General features: G+C 45.3%; 9 protein-coding genes and 7 tRNA genes. 13 read left to right on the top strand and 3 right to left on the bottom strand.

Features of this window, described 5'->3' with window-relative positions; translation table 11 throughout:
* The first annotated feature begins 157 nt into the window (after positions 1-157).
* The 12 genes from G589_RS21330 to G589_RS0114325 all read left to right on the top strand — a co-directional run bounded on the left by G589_RS21330 (position 158) and on the right by G589_RS0114325 (position 12,766).
* Positions 158-8,599, top strand: coding sequence for a pectinesterase family protein (locus tag G589_RS21330; RefSeq protein WP_051192406.1), 8,442 nt, complete (start codon positions 158-160; stop codon positions 8,597-8,599).
* Between the two features lie 111 nt (positions 8,600-8,710).
* A complete protein-coding gene (locus G589_RS0114375; RefSeq protein ID WP_026522609.1) occupies positions 8,711-9,859 on the top strand; it encodes a THUMP domain-containing class I SAM-dependent RNA methyltransferase in 1,149 nt (382 codons plus the stop codon).
* Positions 9,860-9,861: 2 nt separating this feature from the next.
* On the top strand, positions 9,862-10,860 hold the full coding sequence (locus G589_RS0114370) for an N-acetylmuramoyl-L-alanine amidase (RefSeq protein WP_026522608.1): 999 nt from the start codon (positions 9,862-9,864) through the stop codon (positions 10,858-10,860).
* Complete coding sequence (rdgB, locus tag G589_RS0114365; RefSeq protein WP_026522607.1) at positions 10,857-11,480, top strand: RdgB/HAM1 family non-canonical purine NTP pyrophosphatase; 624 nt, start codon at positions 10,857-10,859, stop codon at positions 11,478-11,480. Before G589_RS0114370 ends, rdgB begins: the two co-directional genes overlap by 4 nt.
* Positions 11,481-11,496: 16 nt before the next feature.
* Positions 11,497-11,979, top strand: coding sequence for a metallophosphoesterase (locus G589_RS0114360; protein ID WP_026519789.1), 483 nt, complete (start codon positions 11,497-11,499; stop codon positions 11,977-11,979).
* Between the two features lie 82 nt (positions 11,980-12,061).
* Positions 12,062-12,136: transfer RNA gene (locus tag G589_RS0114355), tRNA-Pro, on the top strand.
* Between the two features lie 33 nt (positions 12,137-12,169).
* A tRNA-Gly gene (locus G589_RS0114350) sits at positions 12,170-12,240 on the top strand.
* Between the two features lie 23 nt (positions 12,241-12,263).
* Positions 12,264-12,337: transfer RNA gene (locus G589_RS0114345), tRNA-Arg, on the top strand.
* A 10-nt stretch (positions 12,338-12,347) separates the two neighbouring features.
* Positions 12,348-12,421, top strand: a tRNA-His gene (locus tag G589_RS0114340).
* 28 nt (positions 12,422-12,449) lie between these two features.
* Positions 12,450-12,521: transfer RNA gene (locus G589_RS0114335), tRNA-Gln, on the top strand.
* A 36-nt stretch (positions 12,522-12,557) separates the two neighbouring features.
* Positions 12,558-12,630 (top strand) — tRNA-Lys (locus G589_RS0114330).
* 56 nt (positions 12,631-12,686) lie between these two features.
* A tRNA-Leu gene (locus tag G589_RS0114325) sits at positions 12,687-12,766 on the top strand.
* 57 nt (positions 12,767-12,823) lie between these two features.
* On the opposite strand, the gene G589_RS0114320 is transcribed toward G589_RS0114325, so the two are convergent.
* The 3 genes from G589_RS0114320 to G589_RS0114310 form a co-directional block, all read right to left on the bottom strand.
* Positions 12,824-13,651 (bottom strand): energy-coupling factor transporter transmembrane component T family protein, encoded by an 828-nt coding sequence (locus G589_RS0114320; RefSeq protein WP_026522606.1) that lies wholly within the window; start codon positions 13,649-13,651, stop codon positions 12,824-12,826.
* Positions 13,652-13,739: 88 nt separating this feature from the next.
* Complete coding sequence (locus tag G589_RS0114315) at positions 13,740-15,446, bottom strand: ABC transporter ATP-binding protein (RefSeq protein ID WP_026522605.1); 1,707 nt, start codon at positions 15,444-15,446, stop codon at positions 13,740-13,742.
* Positions 15,443-15,994: an ECF-type riboflavin transporter substrate-binding protein gene (locus G589_RS0114310; protein WP_026522604.1), complete on the bottom strand. Its 552-nt coding sequence runs from the start codon at positions 15,992-15,994 to the stop codon at positions 15,443-15,445. Before G589_RS0114310 ends, G589_RS0114315 begins: the two co-directional genes overlap by 4 nt.
* Before the next feature lie 112 nt (positions 15,995-16,106).
* Here G589_RS0114310 and G589_RS0114305 point away from each other — a divergent pair, with 112 nt between their 5' ends.
* On the top strand, positions 16,107-17,465 hold the full coding sequence (locus G589_RS0114305; RefSeq protein WP_081669064.1) for an MATE family efflux transporter: 1,359 nt from the start codon (positions 16,107-16,109) through the stop codon (positions 17,463-17,465).
* Positions 17,466-17,584: the final 119 nt, after the last annotated feature.

Genomic DNA, 17,584 nt, shown 5'->3' with positions numbered 1-17,584 from the left:
TTAATTAGGCAATATGGTGAAAAAATCTTTCGTTTTCCCCTTGTTTTAGTCAAAGTGACTATGATAAGATAAGGTCACGTTCTGAAAATAATGTAAGCGTTTACATTATTAAAAAACTATAAACAAAGTTTTATGGGGAACAAACGGGAGGAACAATATGTCAAAAAAGAGAAGAAAGGGCGGAATCGGAGCGAAGTTTTTTGCTGCAGTACTTACTGCTGCACTTACGTTTTCCAATGTTTCGACGGCTCTGCCCGGAGGAATGACACTGGCGGAAGAAGAAGTTCTTTTGCAGGCGCAGACTTTCAGCGAGATTAAAGAGGAAGTCGACTCTGAGCCTGTGACAAAAGATGCTGAAGCCCAGGCAGCTTCTTCAGATTCTGCGACAACTGAGACTTCAGAAGTCGAAGTAAAGAAGACAGATGTCGAAGTTTCTAAGAGCGAAGTCCTGACGGATTCTGCTAATGAGGGATCTGTAGCAGTTGATGAAACTGAGGAACTTGTGGAAGTTAAATTTGAGCTTCAGGGAATCAACGATGAGGACCTTGAGAACTTTAAGAAGGATGCAGTGATAAGCTGTATACCTGAGGATGGCTCTGAAACAAAGACAGTTTCACTTAACGATGACGGAAGCTATTCTGTTAAGGTTAAGAAATTTGTGACATATGCACTTGAACTTACAGGAGTGGATAATTACAAGCTTCTTACTCTTAACTTTGAGCAGATGAATGTTGCAGATGATCAGGATCCTGTTGTTCTGAGCTTCGATGCTGTTGTAACTGAGAATACAGGTGACGAAGTACCTGAAGATACAACTAAAAAGGACAGGAACTTCGATGCGGACAAGGCTGATGTATGGGATTTCGGCGCAGAAGATCTAGGCAGTGATTATAACAACAGACTTGATGCTGATACCATAAATGGCTTTTATGGAGATGTTGCAGCAGGTTCTACAGGAGTAAACATTGCTTCATTTTCTATAGATGACGGTGATTTTGAGTTTAACGACGGAGGTTATTCTTCAACACACAGACTCAGGACAGCTAACACCGAGCTGACAAGATACGATGATAAGAGCCTTAAGGACTCCGATGGCAATGCATATAACGGTTACATTTATTCAAATAAGGGTGCCACAGATAGTGTGTATGTAGCTCTTGAATGCGAGGCTGATGATACAATCACAGCTTTTGTGGCAAGTAACGGTACAGATTCTGAAGTGCATTTCAGAAATGTTGATGATGCTTCTGATGATGCTTCCTATGTTCATACACTTGGCAGCAGCACTGTTTCAAAGATGACATTTTATCCATCAAGTGACGGCAAGTACAAGCTCTTTTCCGCAACAGAAAAGCTCGTACTGGCAAGGGTTATCCGTGAGCATGCGCAGTACAGCACACTTACAGGTACTGTAAACGGATATAACGGAAAAGATACTTTAGAAGTAGTATTTACAAACAAGGCTAACGGAAATGTTGTTAAGGCAGAAGTTTCTAATGGAGCATTTGCTGCAACACTTGCTGAAGGCTTTGAATATGAACTCTCTCTCGAGGGAGCAGATGATTACGCGATCGTTTCTCCCAAGACTGTATCAATCAGTGGAGATGAGACCATTGATCTTGATCTTGTAGGCGTAGAGCTTGTAAATGTTTCAGGTAAACTTACAGGTATTGCGGCTGATGATGCTGAGAATTTCGTTGCAGCAGCAGAGTTTACTTTTAAGCCACAGGATGAAGATTCTGTATATGTACCTAAGATTGCTCTGCAGGGTGAGGGTTCAAACATCTACTACGATCTTAAACTCCAGAGCGGCGTAACTTATGATGTGGTTGTAGCAGACAGGGAAGATACAACTACAGAGAAATATGCAGCTGTAGATGACTATAACCTTGTTACCAAGGAACTTAATGTTTCCAAGGATACAAGCAATCTGAATATTGAGTTTGAGGCTAAGCCTGTTTACAAGGTTACAATTTCTCCTAAGGGAGCATCACTTTCAGACCTTACAGAGGCAACCTTCAAGTTCACAAGACTTGATACAGAAAAAGGTTTTGAGCCCGACGGCTATGTATATGAGTTTGTAGGAACAGATGACATCGCTCTCAGAGACGGTCAGTACATTGTTGAAGTGACAAACGCTGGAGCATTTGTCCAGAAGCTTACAAGTGACCTTGTAGTTAACGGCTCTGATGTGGTAAAAGAGATTTCATTTGATTCAGACATTACTGAGTGGAATTTCAGTGATGCAGTCTTTGCAGCTAAGTTTGCAAACGCTACATCAGGCACCTACAACGGCCTTTCCTGGACAAACGGAAAATCTCACAATGCGACTTACCTCTATTCAGGTGCAGGCACGATTACTGTTCCTGTAAAGGGAGATTGCAAGATTCAGGTAACCGGCAATTATCAGTATTCTTATTACTTTGAAAATGAGAACGAGAGCTCTGTTAATGTTAAAACCGGATCCACAAGTCAAAATGATACATTTGAGTATGACTATAAGGGCGGTGAAGGCTCTTTTGACATAACAGTTCTCGGAACTTCTTATATAACCAAGATTGCTACTGTTTATCAGACAGAGTATAAGTCAGAACTCAAGGTTGGTTCATCAGATGATGCTGACTTTGCAACAATCGGCGAGGCACTTGAAGCTGTAAGGCTCATGGACAGAGATGGCAAGAGAGTTACCATCAGCATTGAGCCCGGCAACTACGAGGAGATGCTGGTAGTTGATGTTCCTAATGTAACTCTTAAGAATGCAAGCTCTGCACCCAGCATTGCTGTTACAGATAAGGGTGTTGGCATTGATACTAATGCAGTTCGTATTACATGGTACTACGGACACGGATACACATATTACAGCATGGGTAGTGACTGCAAGTATGACGAGGAGCTGCTCGCAGTTAATAAGGCTAACGGATATGCTTCATTCGAAAATCCCGGATCAGGCACAACAGCAGGAAGCTATTGGAATGCTTCAGTTGTTGTAAGCGCAGAAGGATTTGAGGCAGATGGCATTATCTTCGAGAACTCTTTTAACCAGTATATGTCTGAAAAGGCAGCTGAGGATGTTATCGTTCCTCAGAGTGGTGCAAAAGAAGGATCTGTCGCTCGTTCATCTATGGCAGCAGGCGACGTGACCGTTCAGGACAAGAAGTATGTTGAGAGAGCTGCAGCTCTTGCTATGACAAGTTCTGCAAAAGAAGCTTTCTTTGATAACTGTGCATTTATCGGACGCCAGGATACACTTTATGGCGCAGTAGGCACAACAGCAGGTTTCTATGACTGCGATGTATATGGCGGAACAGACTTTATCTTTGGTGGTATGACAGCGGTATTTGCTAAGTGCGACCTTGTCATGAACACTAGCGAAGACAAGAACGATGTTTCTTATATAACTGCAGCACAGCAGGGTTCAGCATCAACTCGTGGATACCTGATGTACAACTGCACAGTTAAGAGCACAGAACCGGGAGTTAACACAGCATCCAAGTATACTTCAAAGCCCGGATTCTTCGGAAGACCTTGGGCAGCAAACACATCAGAAGTAGTATTCTTTGATACTGTTGTTGAGGCTACAAACTGGAAACTTGGTTCAGATGGCAAGACATATACATACGATGCAGACTCTACAGTTTCACTGATCCAGCCGGCAGGATGGAATGCATCCCTTACCGGAGAGTCAGCGAGAAATGTTGAGTATGGCACCTATGAAGTATCAGGCGAGAACAACAAAGGCCAGCGCCTTACATGGGCACAGCAGCCAGAGACGGCTGTTTGCGCAGATGGCACTGTGATCAGCACAGAAGCTTTCCTTGGAGACTTCAATCCATTTGAGGGAAAAGACATGACGATCACCTTCCCGGACGGATCAACAGGAGAGGTTCCTGTAGCAGAGGATGAGCCTGCTACTTCCACAACTTCAAAGTTCGTGTTTGAGTCATCTGCTCTTACTGCTTTTGCAGCAGGTGCTAAGGCAGACGGAGAGACTGAAAATGCCGGAACCGAGGGTTATTTCACTCTTATCTACAGTGCAAAGAGTAAGGTTGATTCAAGTTCCAAGACATGGGAAGACGATTATACATCCGCTCAGAGGGTTAACTTTGGCGCAGTAGCATCTACCGAGAAGAATGCAGTTAAGTTTACAACATCCAATTCCGCAACTGTTAAGGTTTGGTGGGCATGCGGAGATGCCGGTCGCCAGATGACAATACTTAACGGATCCGGAGAGGCGGTTGCGACTACTGAAGAAGCAGCAGTTAAGAATGCACCATACATTTCAACACTTAAGGTTGATGCAGCCGGAACATACTTCCTTGGTGGTGTTGTCGGAAACAACTACATATTCAAGATTGAAGTAGAAGAAGATAAAGCCGCAGAGCCCGTAGAATATGTAATTGAGGCATCATCATTTGAAACATTTGCAGCAGGTGCAAAGGCAGATGGTGAGGAAGTAAATGGTGGAACGGACGATTACTTTACTGTTATATACAGTGCCAAGTCCAAGATCGATACAAGCTCAAAGACCTGGGAAGATGGCTATACTTCAGGTGTGAGATTTAATCTTGGCGGTAAAGCTGCCACAGATAAGAATGCTGTAAAGTTCACTACATCTTCAGAAGCTACAGTAGAAGTATGGTGGGCAGAAGGCGGAGATGATAACCGCCAGATGGCAATCCTTAATTCAGCAGGAGAAACAGTTGCCATAACAGAGGGTACATATACCAAGAACTCTCCTTATTATTCAACATTTAAGCTCTCTGACGCCGGAACTTATTACCTTGGCGGTGCTACAAACAATAACTACATTTTCAAGGTTAAGGTTACGGACGGAGCTCCTACAGAAGTTGTAAGAGCTGACTGGAGCAGCGTTGCAGCTCCTGTTATTGAGAGTGTTGCTCTTGATGCAGAAGACGATGGCAAGATTGTTATTACCGTTAAGGCGGTTATTGGTACAGACGGCGGAGATAAGCTTGAACTCGACTGCCTTGATTCAGATGATCAGATAGTTACAACACAGAGATCTTCAGCTGAAAAGGATGAGTTTGAATTTACGTTTGCTCCTACAAAATCAGGAGATTACCATTTTGTTGCAGCTCTTTTAAGAGATGATGAGGAGACCAAAAAGACAAGCAATGATGAAAAGATCAGCTTTGTTTATCCTCTGACAGCTCCGGCATTTAAGAGCGTTGTCAATAAAGGAGAAGGCACGCTGCAGGTTAAGTTCTACTCTGTAGCAGAGGCAACAAGTTATACAATCGTTGCGACAAATAAGACAAACGCAGACGGCAAATCTTCAAGAGATACATACAAGCCAAGCGAGGTTGTGGATAACGTTAAGACTGAATATTCATATACTTTTGTAGGACTTGATGTTGGAGATACTTACGAGATTTCACTTACTGCAACAAGAGACAGAGAAGAAGACGGAAAGACAGTAACAGATACATCAAAGACAACAACAGTTGAGAAAGTTGTTACTGCAGAATCTGAGCGTGAGTGGGTATTCTCAGCATTCGGACAGGGTGTTTCTTCAGGAAGCAATTGTGGATACACAGAAAATGAAGATGGAACAATAACTGTTTGGAATACAGGAAATAAGGGTAAGCTGGTTCCTGCAAGTACAGACGGACTTTGCTACTACTACACATCAGTTCCTTCTGATATGAACTTTACCTTTACTGCTACAGCAACCATTGATTCCTGGACATTTACAAACGGACAGGAAGGATTCGGTATCATGGCTGCTGACAGAGTCGGTGTAAACGGAGACAGCAGCGTGTTCTGGAACAACTCCTACATGGCATCCGGAACAAAGGTCGAGTATTTCTATGACACTGAAAAGGGCGAAGCTACTGAGGATGACACAAAAGCTAAGATCACGATGAAAGATGGACTTGGCGCTCAGCAGAAAGCTGGTGTATCAAAAGAAAACCTCGCTCGCTTAGAGGCGAACGATACAGCAACTGTTACCGGAGAGTTCTCATCCAAGATGTATCCTCTCGAGAGCTCTTGCGGAGCAAACGGAGCAGGAACATATAACCTATTTGGAAATGCTACTGCAGCAGTTCCCGGAACAGTTGAGAATCCTCTTACAACAGTAAGACTTCGTATTCAGAAGAACAATACTGGATACTTTGTAAGCTACCTTGATGGCAATGACAATGTTATTTCTACAAAGAAGTTCTACGATACAGAAGCTCTTTCAAATCTTGATGAAAACAATGTATATATTGGTGTGTTCGCATCAAGAGCAGCGAAGGCAACCTTCAGTGATATTGAACTTGTGCTTACAGATCCTGCAGACGATGCTCCTGCAGAGGAGAGAGAAATTGAATATGTAGTACCGAGCTACAAGATAATCTCAGCTACATATTCCAACACAGCTAAATATGAGCTCCAGTACACAGGAAATGCTGACGGCGTACTTACAATTACCGATGCTTCGGGAAAAGAGCTTGTAAGTGCTAAGGAAGTTAAGGAGAGCGAAGTTGTAAGTGTTACAACAAAGCTTGTTAAAGGCGATAACAAATTTACAATAAAGTTCATTCCTGACGAGTTCTTTAACCCTGAAAATGATGAGTACAAGAAGCTTTCATCTTACGAGATGGCTGAGTTCACACACACTGTAAGATATGCAACCATCAATAGCGATGAAAAGGTTTATGTATCACAAAACGGTAAGTCAGATGCAAGAGGAACACAGGCTGACCCTGTAGATATCTATACAGCTGTTAAGTATGTACAGCCCGGTCAGACAATTGTCCTTGCAAGCGGAACTTATAATCTGACAAAGACAGTTACAATTGACAGAGGAATTGACGGAACACCTGATAAGCCAATCAATATGGTTACTGATGGCGGAAGAGCAATCTTCGACTTTGGAACAAAATGTGCGGGATTCATTCTTGCAGGTAATTACTGGTACATAAGTGGAATTGATTGCACCAAGTCAGCCAATGGACAAAAGGGTATTCAGGTATCCGGAAGTCATATTACTCTTAACAATATCCGTACATACGAGAACGGAAACACAGGTATTCAGGTAAGCAGATATCTCTCATCAGACAGCAGGGACCTCTGGCCTTCATACGACCTGATCCTCAACTGCACATCATACAGCAATGCAGATGCAGGCTACGAGGATGCGGACGGATTTGCTGCCAAGCTTACATGTGGCGAGGGTATTGTATTTGACGGATGTATTGCTTACAACAACGCTGATGACGGTTGGGATCTCTTTGCCAAGGTAGAGACAGGCTCAATCGGTCAGGTTACTATCCAGAACTGCGTAGCATTTGATAACGGCTATGGCGTTGACGGAACAAACGAAGGAAACGGTAACGGATTCAAGATGGGTGGTTCAAGCATGGCCGGCAACCACAAGCTCATTAACTCTGTTGCATGGTGCAACAAGGCCAAGGGTATTGATTCCAACTCAGGTCCTGATATTCAGGTTTACAACTCAACATCCTTCAACAACGGATCAAACAACGTAGCTCTTTATACAAACGACACAGCTAATACCAACTACTATGTAGACGGAGTAATGTCTTACAGGACAGAGAACACCGGAACAAGCGAGAACATCAAGCCTAAGGGAACACAGGATACAAACAACATCTATGGAACACTGAACTTCTTCTGGCAGGACGGAAAGTCCTCAAATAAGGACGGCCTTACTGTAACAGATGACTGGTTCGTATCACTTTCAGCACCTAAGGCTGATGCACAGAATCCTATCGCAGTAGCTGAGAGACTTAGAAATGCAGACGGTTCAATTGATCTTGGTGACTTCATGAAGCTCTCCGAGACAGGTATTGCAGCCCTTGCAAGTGCAGGCCTTGATGCAAAAGACATTGTGGCTGACCTCGGCGGTGACTACGAAGCAATTCAGTATGAGAGAGATATCAACGGCTCATCTGAGGCTGCTGAGAAGGATAAAGAGAATCAGGAAGACGAAGAGCCGGGAAGCTCAAGCTCAGGTTCAGGAAGCTCTTCTGGTTCAGGCAGCGGATCAAGCTCAGGAAGCGGATCTTCAAGTAGTTCAGGAAGCTCTTCAAGTGAGTCCGGCAGCAGTGATTCAAGTAGCACAGGAAGCTCAAGCAGCACAAGCGGATCAGGCAGCACTACAGGAAGTGGCTCAACATCCGGATCAACAACAGGTTCCACAACCGGTGGATCAACAGGAACCGGCACAGGAACAACAACCGGTGGATCAACAGGAACAGGCGCAGGAACAACAACCGGTGGTTCAACAGGAACAGGTACAGGAACAACAACCGGCGATTCAACAGAAACCGGAACTGGAACAGGAACATCTACAGAGACAACAACCGGCGACAACACCGGAAATGCCGGAAATACAGGCAGCGGAGATAACCAGACTGTAGATAACACCACAGGCGGTACTGACAATCAGCAGACAATTACTGACGATCAGACTCCTACAACAGATACACCTGATTCACAGGGTAAACCTGTATCACCTGTACTTCCTATCGCAGGAGCAGCAGTTCTTGTAATTGCAGCAGTTGCTATCGCTATTAAGACAGGATTTTTAGCAAGGCTTCTTGCAATACTTCATATCATTAAGTAATGCGGTTTTGCATTTACTGCACACCTTTCATAATACTTTCAGAAACAGCCTCGGAATAACCTCTCCGGGGCTGTTTCGCTATACACAAAAGGTATGCTATAATCAGTTATTATGATGAAATTTGAACTGATAGCCCCATGCCATTTTGGCCTGGAGGCAGTACTAAAAAAAGAAATAATTGATCTGGGATACGATATCACAGAGGTTGCAGACGGCCGAGTTACCTTTGCAGGGGATCCGGACGCTGTTTGTCGTGCCAACATCGGTCTCAGGACAGCAGAGAGGATACTTATCAAGGTTGGAAGCTTTCACGCTGAGAGCTTTGAGGAGCTGTTCCAGGGCACCAAGGCACTTCCCTGGGAAGAGTTTATTCCAAAGAACGGAAGATTCTGGGTCAAGAAGGCAAGTAGTGTGAAGAGCAAGCTCTTTTCCCCATCAGATATACAGTCCATCATGAAGAAAGCCATGGTGGAGAGGATGAAGGGGAGCTATCACACAGACTGGTTTGATGAAAACGGAGATGATTTCCCGGTTAGGGTATTCCTTATGAAGGATGAGGTTACCGTGGCGCTTGATACCACCGGAGATTCCCTTCATAAGCGAGGCTACAGAAAGCTTGAATCCAAAGCGCCTATCGCTGAGAATCTGGCTGCTGCGCTTATCATGCTAACGCCCTGGAGGGGAGACAGGATACTGGTGGATCCTTTCTGCGGAAGCGGAACCATTCCGATCGAGGCTGCCATGATGGCTGCCAATATCGCCCCGGGCATGAACAGGAATTTTACGGCCGAGAGCTGGACTCACATTATAGACAAGCAGAACTGGATAGACGTAAGAGACGAAGCCAGGGATGAAATCCTGACGGATGTTGAGACGGACATTCAGGGCTACGATATCGATCCTGAGATGATCGAGATTGCCAGAATAAATGCCAAAAAGGCCGGCGTGGAGAACATGATCCACTTCCAGGCCAGGGACATAGCAGATCTTAGCCACAGGAAGAAATACGGCTTTATCATCACCAATCCGCCTTACGGCGAGAGAATCGGTGACAACAAGCTTCTTCCCGAGCTGTACAAGACCATTGGAGAGAGATACAGAGCTCTTGATTCCTGGTCAATGTACCTGATCACAGGTTTTGAAACTGCTGAGAAGTACATCGGCAGAAAAGCGGATAAGAACAGAAAGATATACAACGGAATGCTAAAGACCTACTTTTATCAGTATATGGGTCCCAAGCCTCCCAGGAGAAATGCATAGACATGACTAACAAGGAAATGAAAAAAGTTGCCATCAAGGCTTCTGTTTTCGCAATTGTCTCCATTTCTCTGATGCTCTACAGATCGGCGACCAAGCATATCATGATCACAGATGCTGCGGGAGTACAGCTTGAGAGGGGCAGTTCCGAAAATGCATATACACTTTTGGTTGATAAAAATGTCCCGCAGGACAAAAGAGATGTGCTTATAATTCCGCTTCCAAAGAGCGTCAGCTCCGATAACATCGTGCTGGAAGACAGATATATGGACCATCAGCTGAGGATCTATATTGACAGCAGAGAAGAGGGCTTTTATAAGGACAATGCCATAGTGACAGACCTTGATATCATTGAGGATGCTGTGTGCGTTGCACAGAATGACACCGGCAGAGTGTGTCTGGATTTTGATCTTGATAATCTGTATGCCAATGAGAGTACTTTGACAGAATCAAGCACCATTGAGGTCAGGTTTTATAGGCCTTCCGAGAAGTATGACAGGATAGTTGCGGTGGATACGGATGCAGTTTTCTTAGAGACAGCTCTTTTACTGAAGAACATTGCGTCCCGGGATCAGAATAATGATATAAAGTTCTACTTCACCAGTCAGGCTGATGAGGATGTAAGTATGGAGCAGAGGAAGGCGCTGGTCAAGGACTGCCAGGCGGACCTTCTTATTGCACTTTCTGCTGATGATTCGGGAAATGATGTGGGACTTACCTGTTATTATAACGACAGGTTTTTCTTAAGAAGATTAAACAATGCACAGTTTGCGGATATGGTAGAGAGAAACTGCGCAGTGGCAAGCGGCGTTTCGGCGCTTGGAGTTGTACCGGCCGGAGAAGATGAACTGCTTTCTACGTCAAGTATCCCGTCGGCAAGGCTTAAGATCAGCATTGGTGACGCTGGTGATGAGGCGCAAGATCCTGCCGGCAAGACTGATATGAATAAGGTGGCTGAAGGCGTTTATAACGCCGTTTTAGAAGCTTTTGAGGTGATGGAATGAGAATTATATTTGCAACAGGAAATAAGGACAAAATGAGGGAGATTCGTCAAATTTTGGGGGGTATAGATGCAGAGGTACTCTCCATGAAGGAGGCGGGAGTTTTCGAGGATGTTGTGGAAGATGGCAAGACCTTTTCCGAAAACGCCAGGATCAAGGCAGATGCCATTTATAAGCTCCTTCAGGAAAAAGAGCCTGAGCAGGCAGCGCAGACTGTGGTCCTCGCTGATGATTCGGGACTTGAGATAGACTATTTAAACGGTGAACCCGGAATATACTCTGCAAGATATCTGGGAAAAGATACTCCGTACAGCGAGAAGAACAGGATAATCCTTGAAAGGCTCGAAGGAGTAAAGGATGAGGACAGGAGCGCAAGATTCGTGTGCGCCATAGCAGCAACGCTTCCCGAGGGCAAAAAACTCGACGCCCTTGGCAAGATGGAAGGAAGAATTGCTTACAGCATCGCCGGAGAGAACGGCTTTGGCTATGATCCTATTTTCTTTTTGCCGGAATATGGCAAGACAAGCGCAGAGATATCAGGTGAGGAAAAGAACGCCATAAGCCACAGGGGCAAGGCGCTCAGGGAGATAGAGGCTCTTCTTAGAAAAGAACTTGAGAAATAAGTTGCGGTGGTAATTAATGCAGAAAATTTTGGTGGTGAGTGATACTCACGGACATGACAACAATTTTTATGATGTGCTGGATATAGAAGAACCGGTGGATGGCATTATTCATTGCGGTGATTTTGAAGGCTCGGAGGGGAAATTTGCTCTTGCAGCAAACTGCCCTGTATACTTCGTTGCCGGGAACAATGACTTTTTTGCCAGTCTCAACAGGGAGATTGAATTCGACCTTGGCGGGCATCACTGCTTTGCTACTCACGGTCATCACTATCTGGTTTCCATGGATCTGGAGAATATTAAATCCGAAGGGATTTCCAGAGGGGCTGACATGATATTTTTTGGCCACACACATAAACCCGTTGCAAAATATGTGGACGGTGTTTATCTTTTTAATCCCGGAAGTTTATCCTATCCAAGACAGGAAGGAAGGCGTCCAAGCTACCTTGTTATCACGCTGAAAGACAGTGGGGACGTGGCTTTCGAAATAAAATATCTTTAATTAAAAAATTGTGTTGACAACTAATTCCGTACCGTTATATAATAGCTATTGCGTTACGGCTTAAGATGTTAAGCTTGCAGAACGGGGTGTGGCTCAGCTTGGCTAGAGCACCTGCTTTGGGAGCAGGGGGTCGCAGGTTCGAATCCTGTCACCCCGATTTAAGTCATCAAGCCGTCAACTGAATACACACGCGGGTGTAGTTCAATGGTAGAACACCAGCCTTCCAAGCTGGATACGTGGGTTCGATTCCCATCACCCGCTCTCACCGAAAGGTGACAGCATATGTGTCCGTAGCTCAGCTGGATAGAGCAACGGCCTTCTAAGCCGTGGGTCGGGGGTTCGAATCCCTTCGGGCACATTTTTATATGGTGGCTATAGCGTAGTTGGTTAACGCGCCAGATTGTGGTTCTGGAGACCGAGGGTTCGAGTCCCTCTAGCCACCCTCAGTTCACAGTAGTTACTGCTGATAATGGGCCATCGCCAAGCGGTAAGGCACAGCACTTTGACTGCTGCATACGACGGTTCGAATCCGGCTGGCCCAGTTTCCTAGCTTTTTTGAGCCGCATTTTTGTTTATATGGGATACTAGCTCAGGTGGTAGAGCACTTGACTTTTAATCAAGTTGTCGGGGGTTCGAATCCCCCGTGTCTCATTTGATCCCTATTCTTTGCAGAATGGGGATTTTGTTTTTTTATGGCACTGCCATGGGCGGATATGGCGGAATTGGCAGACGCGCTGGATTTAGGTTCCAGTGGGCGACCGTGCAGGTTCAAGTCCTGTTATCCGCACGAAAAAGGCGTTTCATGAATTATCATGAAGCGCCTTTTTTATATTCATATTCAGATTCAAATAAAGGGATTATAGAACCTGCTTCCGTTTATGGTCGTAAGAGCGATAGAAGCCGCAAATAGGAGCGCACACACGATGATGCAGAAATAATCCAGCGGCTTAAATTTCTGGGCCATATACCAGGTTCTTTTCTTATTTTTGCCAAAGCACCTCAGCTCCATGGCGTTCGATATAATCTCGATCCTGTCCATGCTGCTCAGAATAAGAGGAATAAGGATGGCGGAAGCTGATTTAAGGCGCTTTACCAGAGATGCCTTTTTACTGAGTTCAACGCCCCTTGCCTGTGAAGCCTGACTGATCTCGTGATACTGTTTCTGAATGTCCGGTATGTAGCGAAGGGCCAGTGCTACTGAGTAGGAGACGGAGTAGCTGACTCCGATCTTATTCAGTGAAGCAGCGAATTCGCTTGGGTTTGTTGTGCAGACGAATAGAAGCACAAAGGGAATCGTCGCGAAGTATTTAAGTATATAGTTGAACTGGAAAAAGAGCTGCTCGGCTGTCGGTGCAAAGTGTCCGGTGAGCCCGAATAAATAAGTACAGGTGCCGTAAACAGTTGTGCCATGCTGAGGTGAGAACACATATACCAAAACAGTGTTCAGAACCAGAAATACAAGAGTAAACCACAGCATGAAGGATACGTCTTTTATCCCTATCTTACCCACGGGGAAAAGAGCTATTCCCATAACTGCAAGCCCTAAAAGCAGCCTGGTGTCATAAGTTGTCATGGCAGCAAGGCTCCAGAGCAGAAGACACACAAGCTTCGTTGCGCCTGTTAGGCTATGTATTGGAGATTCTTTCTCAATATAGTTAAAGAGATTATTCATGCTTTCTTCCTCTCATAATCTGGGATGCTACACTAGGCTCGAAAAGACCTCGCCAAGTGTCCACCCACGGCTCGCGCTAGATTCGAGACTACCTCATCAAGCGCTCTGCTCGAATAAAACTCTGGACAAAGCCGGTTCCGTCATTGATATCACAGATTCCTGCAAGGTGATAAAGGCTTGTCTCTTTAAGACTTGCCCTGTCTACGATATCCTTGTTTGTCAGAACTTCAGCGCAGCTCATATCGGCAATTATACGTCCATCTGAAAAGACAATACTCCTGTCCGCATATTCCAGCATGAGGTGCATGTCGTGAGTGATCATGACGATGGTGATGCCCCTGTCGTTGAGTCCCTTTAAGAATTCCATGATCTTGGTGTAATTTCTGTAATCCTGACCGGCTGTGGGCTCGTCCAGGATCATCATGTCAGGCTCAAGGACAAGAATGGAGCATATGGTAACTCTCTTTTTCTGACCATAGCTAAGGGCTGAAATCGGCCAGTTGCGCATCTTATAAAGTCCGCAGATGTCGAGAGCTTTTTCAACTCTTGTCTTTACCTCATCCTCAGGAACGCCTCTGAGCCTAAGGCCCATGGCGACTTCGTCGAAGATCATGACGTTGGAGATCATCTGGTTGGGATTTTGCATTACGTAGCCCACATGCTCGGCGCGCTCTTTTATGGAAAGAGTGGCAAAATCCAGACCGTCGAACATTATGGTTCCGCAGTCCTGGGTTTCCATACCGCAGATGACCTTGGAGAAGGTGGATTTTCCGGCGCCGTTGGTGCCTACGATGGCTACCATTTCTCCTTTATTTATGCTGACGGATATATCATTCAGGGTCCGCTTATTTGTCTTTTCATAGGTAAAAGACAAGTCGGCTACCTCCAGCAGTTTGTCAGAGGCGGAAGACTTACTTTTTGCCTGATTCTGATTGAAGAAATCTCTTACCTTTTCCTTGTGATGGTCTGACAGAGTGAGTCCTGTCAGAGATGAAGGGTGAATATCAGGGGATATCTCTATTCCTGCGTATTTAAGCGCGGTAAGATACAGAGGCTCCCTGACTCCACAGTCTGCAAGGCGTTTAGAAGACAGAAGTTCATCCGGAGAAGTGTCGGAGACGATGCGTCCCTCATTCATCAGAACGACTCTGTCGATGGGCCTGTGGAGGACATCTTCTATACGGTGTTCGATGATGATGACGGCTGCTCCGGTTCTCTTTTGCAGATTGTCAATAAGCTCAATGGCCTGCTTGCCGGTCTTGGGGTCAAGGTTTGCAAGTGGCTCATCAAAGAGAAACAGATCCACGTCACTGACCATTACACCGCCCACGGATACGCGCTGTTTTTGCCCGCCGGAGAGCTCAAAGGGAGCATGTCTTAGGACTGCCTTAAGGTTTAGGATATCCGCAATCTCTTTTACTCTGTCCTTCATGGCACCCTGTTCGATACAGTCATTCTCAAGGGCAAAAGCCAGATCCTCGGCAACGGTCATACCTACGAATTGTGCATCGCTGTCCTGTAGTACAGTGCCCACGATGTGGGAGATATCAAACAGAGACATATCCCGTGACTCTTTACCGTCAATAAGAAGAGATCCTGTGATCTCGCCTTTGTAGGAGAAGGGAATAAGGCCGTTTATCAGGTTTGCCATGGTGGACTTTCCGCAACCGGAAGGACCTGCGATTAGAACCTTTTCGCCTTTTTCAATCTTCAGATTAATATTATAGAGCGTAGGGTTTGCCTGCGCTCTATACTGAAATCCCAGTTCTTTAAATTCAATGATAGTCTTACTCAATTTTCTTCCTTTAAGCTACCCTTCTTCGGAATGGTCTTGGAATAAGCGATGCAAAGAAGTGTGCCTACGATAGCTGTTGTGATGATGTTGATGATAGCACCTGTAACACCCTGAAGGAATACCTTGTTTACAGGCTCCTGGAACATGAGAATATCAAGACATGGAGCAACGCCGATCCATGCAAGCGCATGAGAAATAGCCTGCGCTATGTTGAAGGTGATGATTCCCTTTACACCGAACTCGCCTTCGTCAACTTTGAGCTTGCTGCTGAAGATTCCCATGAGGCAGCCAAATACTGCGGAAGCGATAACCCAGCTCCACCATACGCCCCAGCCAAAGCTGAAGTCGATAAAGAAGTGGCCGATAAGTCCTGCAAGAGCACCTGCAAGAGGTCCGAATACAGCGGCGATGAATGCCAGAAGTCCGTATTGGATTGAAACGTTAGTGTTCGGCACCGGGCTTGGGATTGCAACAAATCTTCCGAGAACAAAGAAGAGTGCTGCGCCGATGGCGATTGCGACAATTGTTTTAACAGTAAATTTCCTCATACAATTTCCTCCTTGGTATCACAATATAAAATTATTATACAACAAAATGTTATTTACTTTTATAGGTATTTTCGTATAATAGGTTAGCGAGGAGTTAGAAATAGAAAAAATCATGAAGAATAACAATATTATCGAAGGACCCATTTGGAAGAACATGCTCTCGTATTTCTTTGCACTTCTTCTGGGGGCCTTTTTTCAACAGTTTTACAATACAATAGATGCGGTCATTGTCTCAAGGGCAGTAAGCAGCGACGCTCTGGGAGCTGTAGGCGGATCGGCAGCCATGATAGTCAATCTGTTCGTCGGCTTTTTTATGGGACTGTCCTCCGGAGCGGCGGTAGTTATTTCCCAGTACTACGGCGCTGCCAGAAAAGAAGAGGTCGAAAGGGCAGTTCATACTTCCATCGCGTTGGCTATGGCAGGAGGGCTTGTGATCACCCTGATCGGCGTTTTGGCATCGCCCTGGATAATCAGGACCATGAACACGCCAATCGAGCAGGAAGCGGCTTCTATCATCTATCTGCGGATATATTTCCTTGGAATGATACCAAACCTTGTTTACAACATGGGCGCCGGAATATTGAGGGCGGTGGGAGATTCCAAAAGGCCTCTTATTATCCTGGTTATCAGTAGTTTCTTTAATATCATTTTGGACCTTTTGTTTGTAATAGGACTTGGATTTGGTAAAAGAGGCGACGTATACGGCGTTACGGGTGTGGCTGTTGCTACGATCTTGAGTCAGCTCATAAGTGCTGTTCTGGTCATGGCAATGCTTGCAAGGAGCGAGGATTCCTACAGACTTACCCTTACAAAGATCAGGTTTGACGGTCAGCTCCTTGGAAAGATAGTGCGTATCGGAATTCCTGCGGGACTTCAGTCAACCATGTACACCCTTTCAAACATCCTTATCCAGGCTGCCATAAACGGCTTCGGAAAAGACGCAACCAGCGCCTGGGCAGCGTATGGCAAGATCGACGTGCTCTTCTGGATGACCATGAATTCTCTGGGAACTGCCGTGACAACATTTGCCGGACAAAACTACGGTGTGGGAAGGTATGACAGAGTCAGAAGATCTGCAAGAGAAGGCGCTCTTATAGCACTGATATTGACGATTCCGCTGAGCACTTTTCTGTGTGTGTTCGGGGAGTTTATATTAAGGATATTTGTTAAGAATGAAGAGGTTGTAAGGATCGGCTTCCAGATGATAAAATTCCTGGCTCCGTTTTACGTGATATATATCGGTGTTGAGATTTTCTCGGGAGTTCTAAGAGGGATGGGAGATGCTCTTTTCCCGATGATCATTACCATGAGTGGTGTATGTGTCCTCAGGGTTTTGTGGATACTGTTTGCGTTCCCGATGAACAGGACACTGGAGATGGTGGAGATGAGCTACCCCATTACGTGGGCTGTGACATCGATGCTGTATCTGGTGTATTACAATATTTTTATTCGGAAACATAAGATTATATAAAAGTCAGTTGGGAGTCAGTGGGGACGGTTCTCTTGGGGAGTCAGTGGGGACGGTTCTCTTTGACTCGTTTTGCTATGCAAAATGAGTCAAAGAGAACCGTCCCCACTGACTCCCCAAGA

The sequence above is a fragment of the Butyrivibrio sp. VCB2001 genome, assembly GCF_000423965.1.
Taxonomy (GTDB): domain Bacteria; phylum Bacillota; class Clostridia; order Lachnospirales; family Lachnospiraceae; genus Butyrivibrio.
Note: the sequence above shows the minus strand (reverse complement) of the source record. Positions and strands in the feature narration are given on the sequence as shown.

Coding starts and splice junctions, on each gene's coding strand:
- G589_RS0114370 (WP_026522608.1), top strand. CDS start 9,862: ATGACTAACAAGGAAATGAAAAAAGTTGCCATCAAGGCTTCTGTTTTC.
- rdgB (WP_026522607.1), top strand. CDS start 10,857: ATGAGAATTATATTTGCAACAGGAAATAAGGACAAAATGAGGGAGATT.
- G589_RS0114320 (WP_026522606.1), bottom strand. CDS start 13,651: ATGAATAATCTCTTTAACTATATTGAGAAAGAATCTCCAATACATAGC.
- G589_RS0114375 (WP_026522609.1), top strand. CDS start 8,711: ATGATGAAATTTGAACTGATAGCCCCATGCCATTTTGGCCTGGAGGCA.
- G589_RS0114305 (WP_081669064.1), top strand. CDS start 16,107: ATGAAGAATAACAATATTATCGAAGGACCCATTTGGAAGAACATGCTC.
- G589_RS0114310 (WP_026522604.1), bottom strand. CDS start 15,994: ATGAGGAAATTTACTGTTAAAACAATTGTCGCAATCGCCATCGGCGCA.
- G589_RS21330 (WP_051192406.1), top strand. CDS start 158: ATGTCAAAAAAGAGAAGAAAGGGCGGAATCGGAGCGAAGTTTTTTGCT.
- G589_RS0114360 (WP_026519789.1), top strand. CDS start 11,497: ATGCAGAAAATTTTGGTGGTGAGTGATACTCACGGACATGACAACAAT.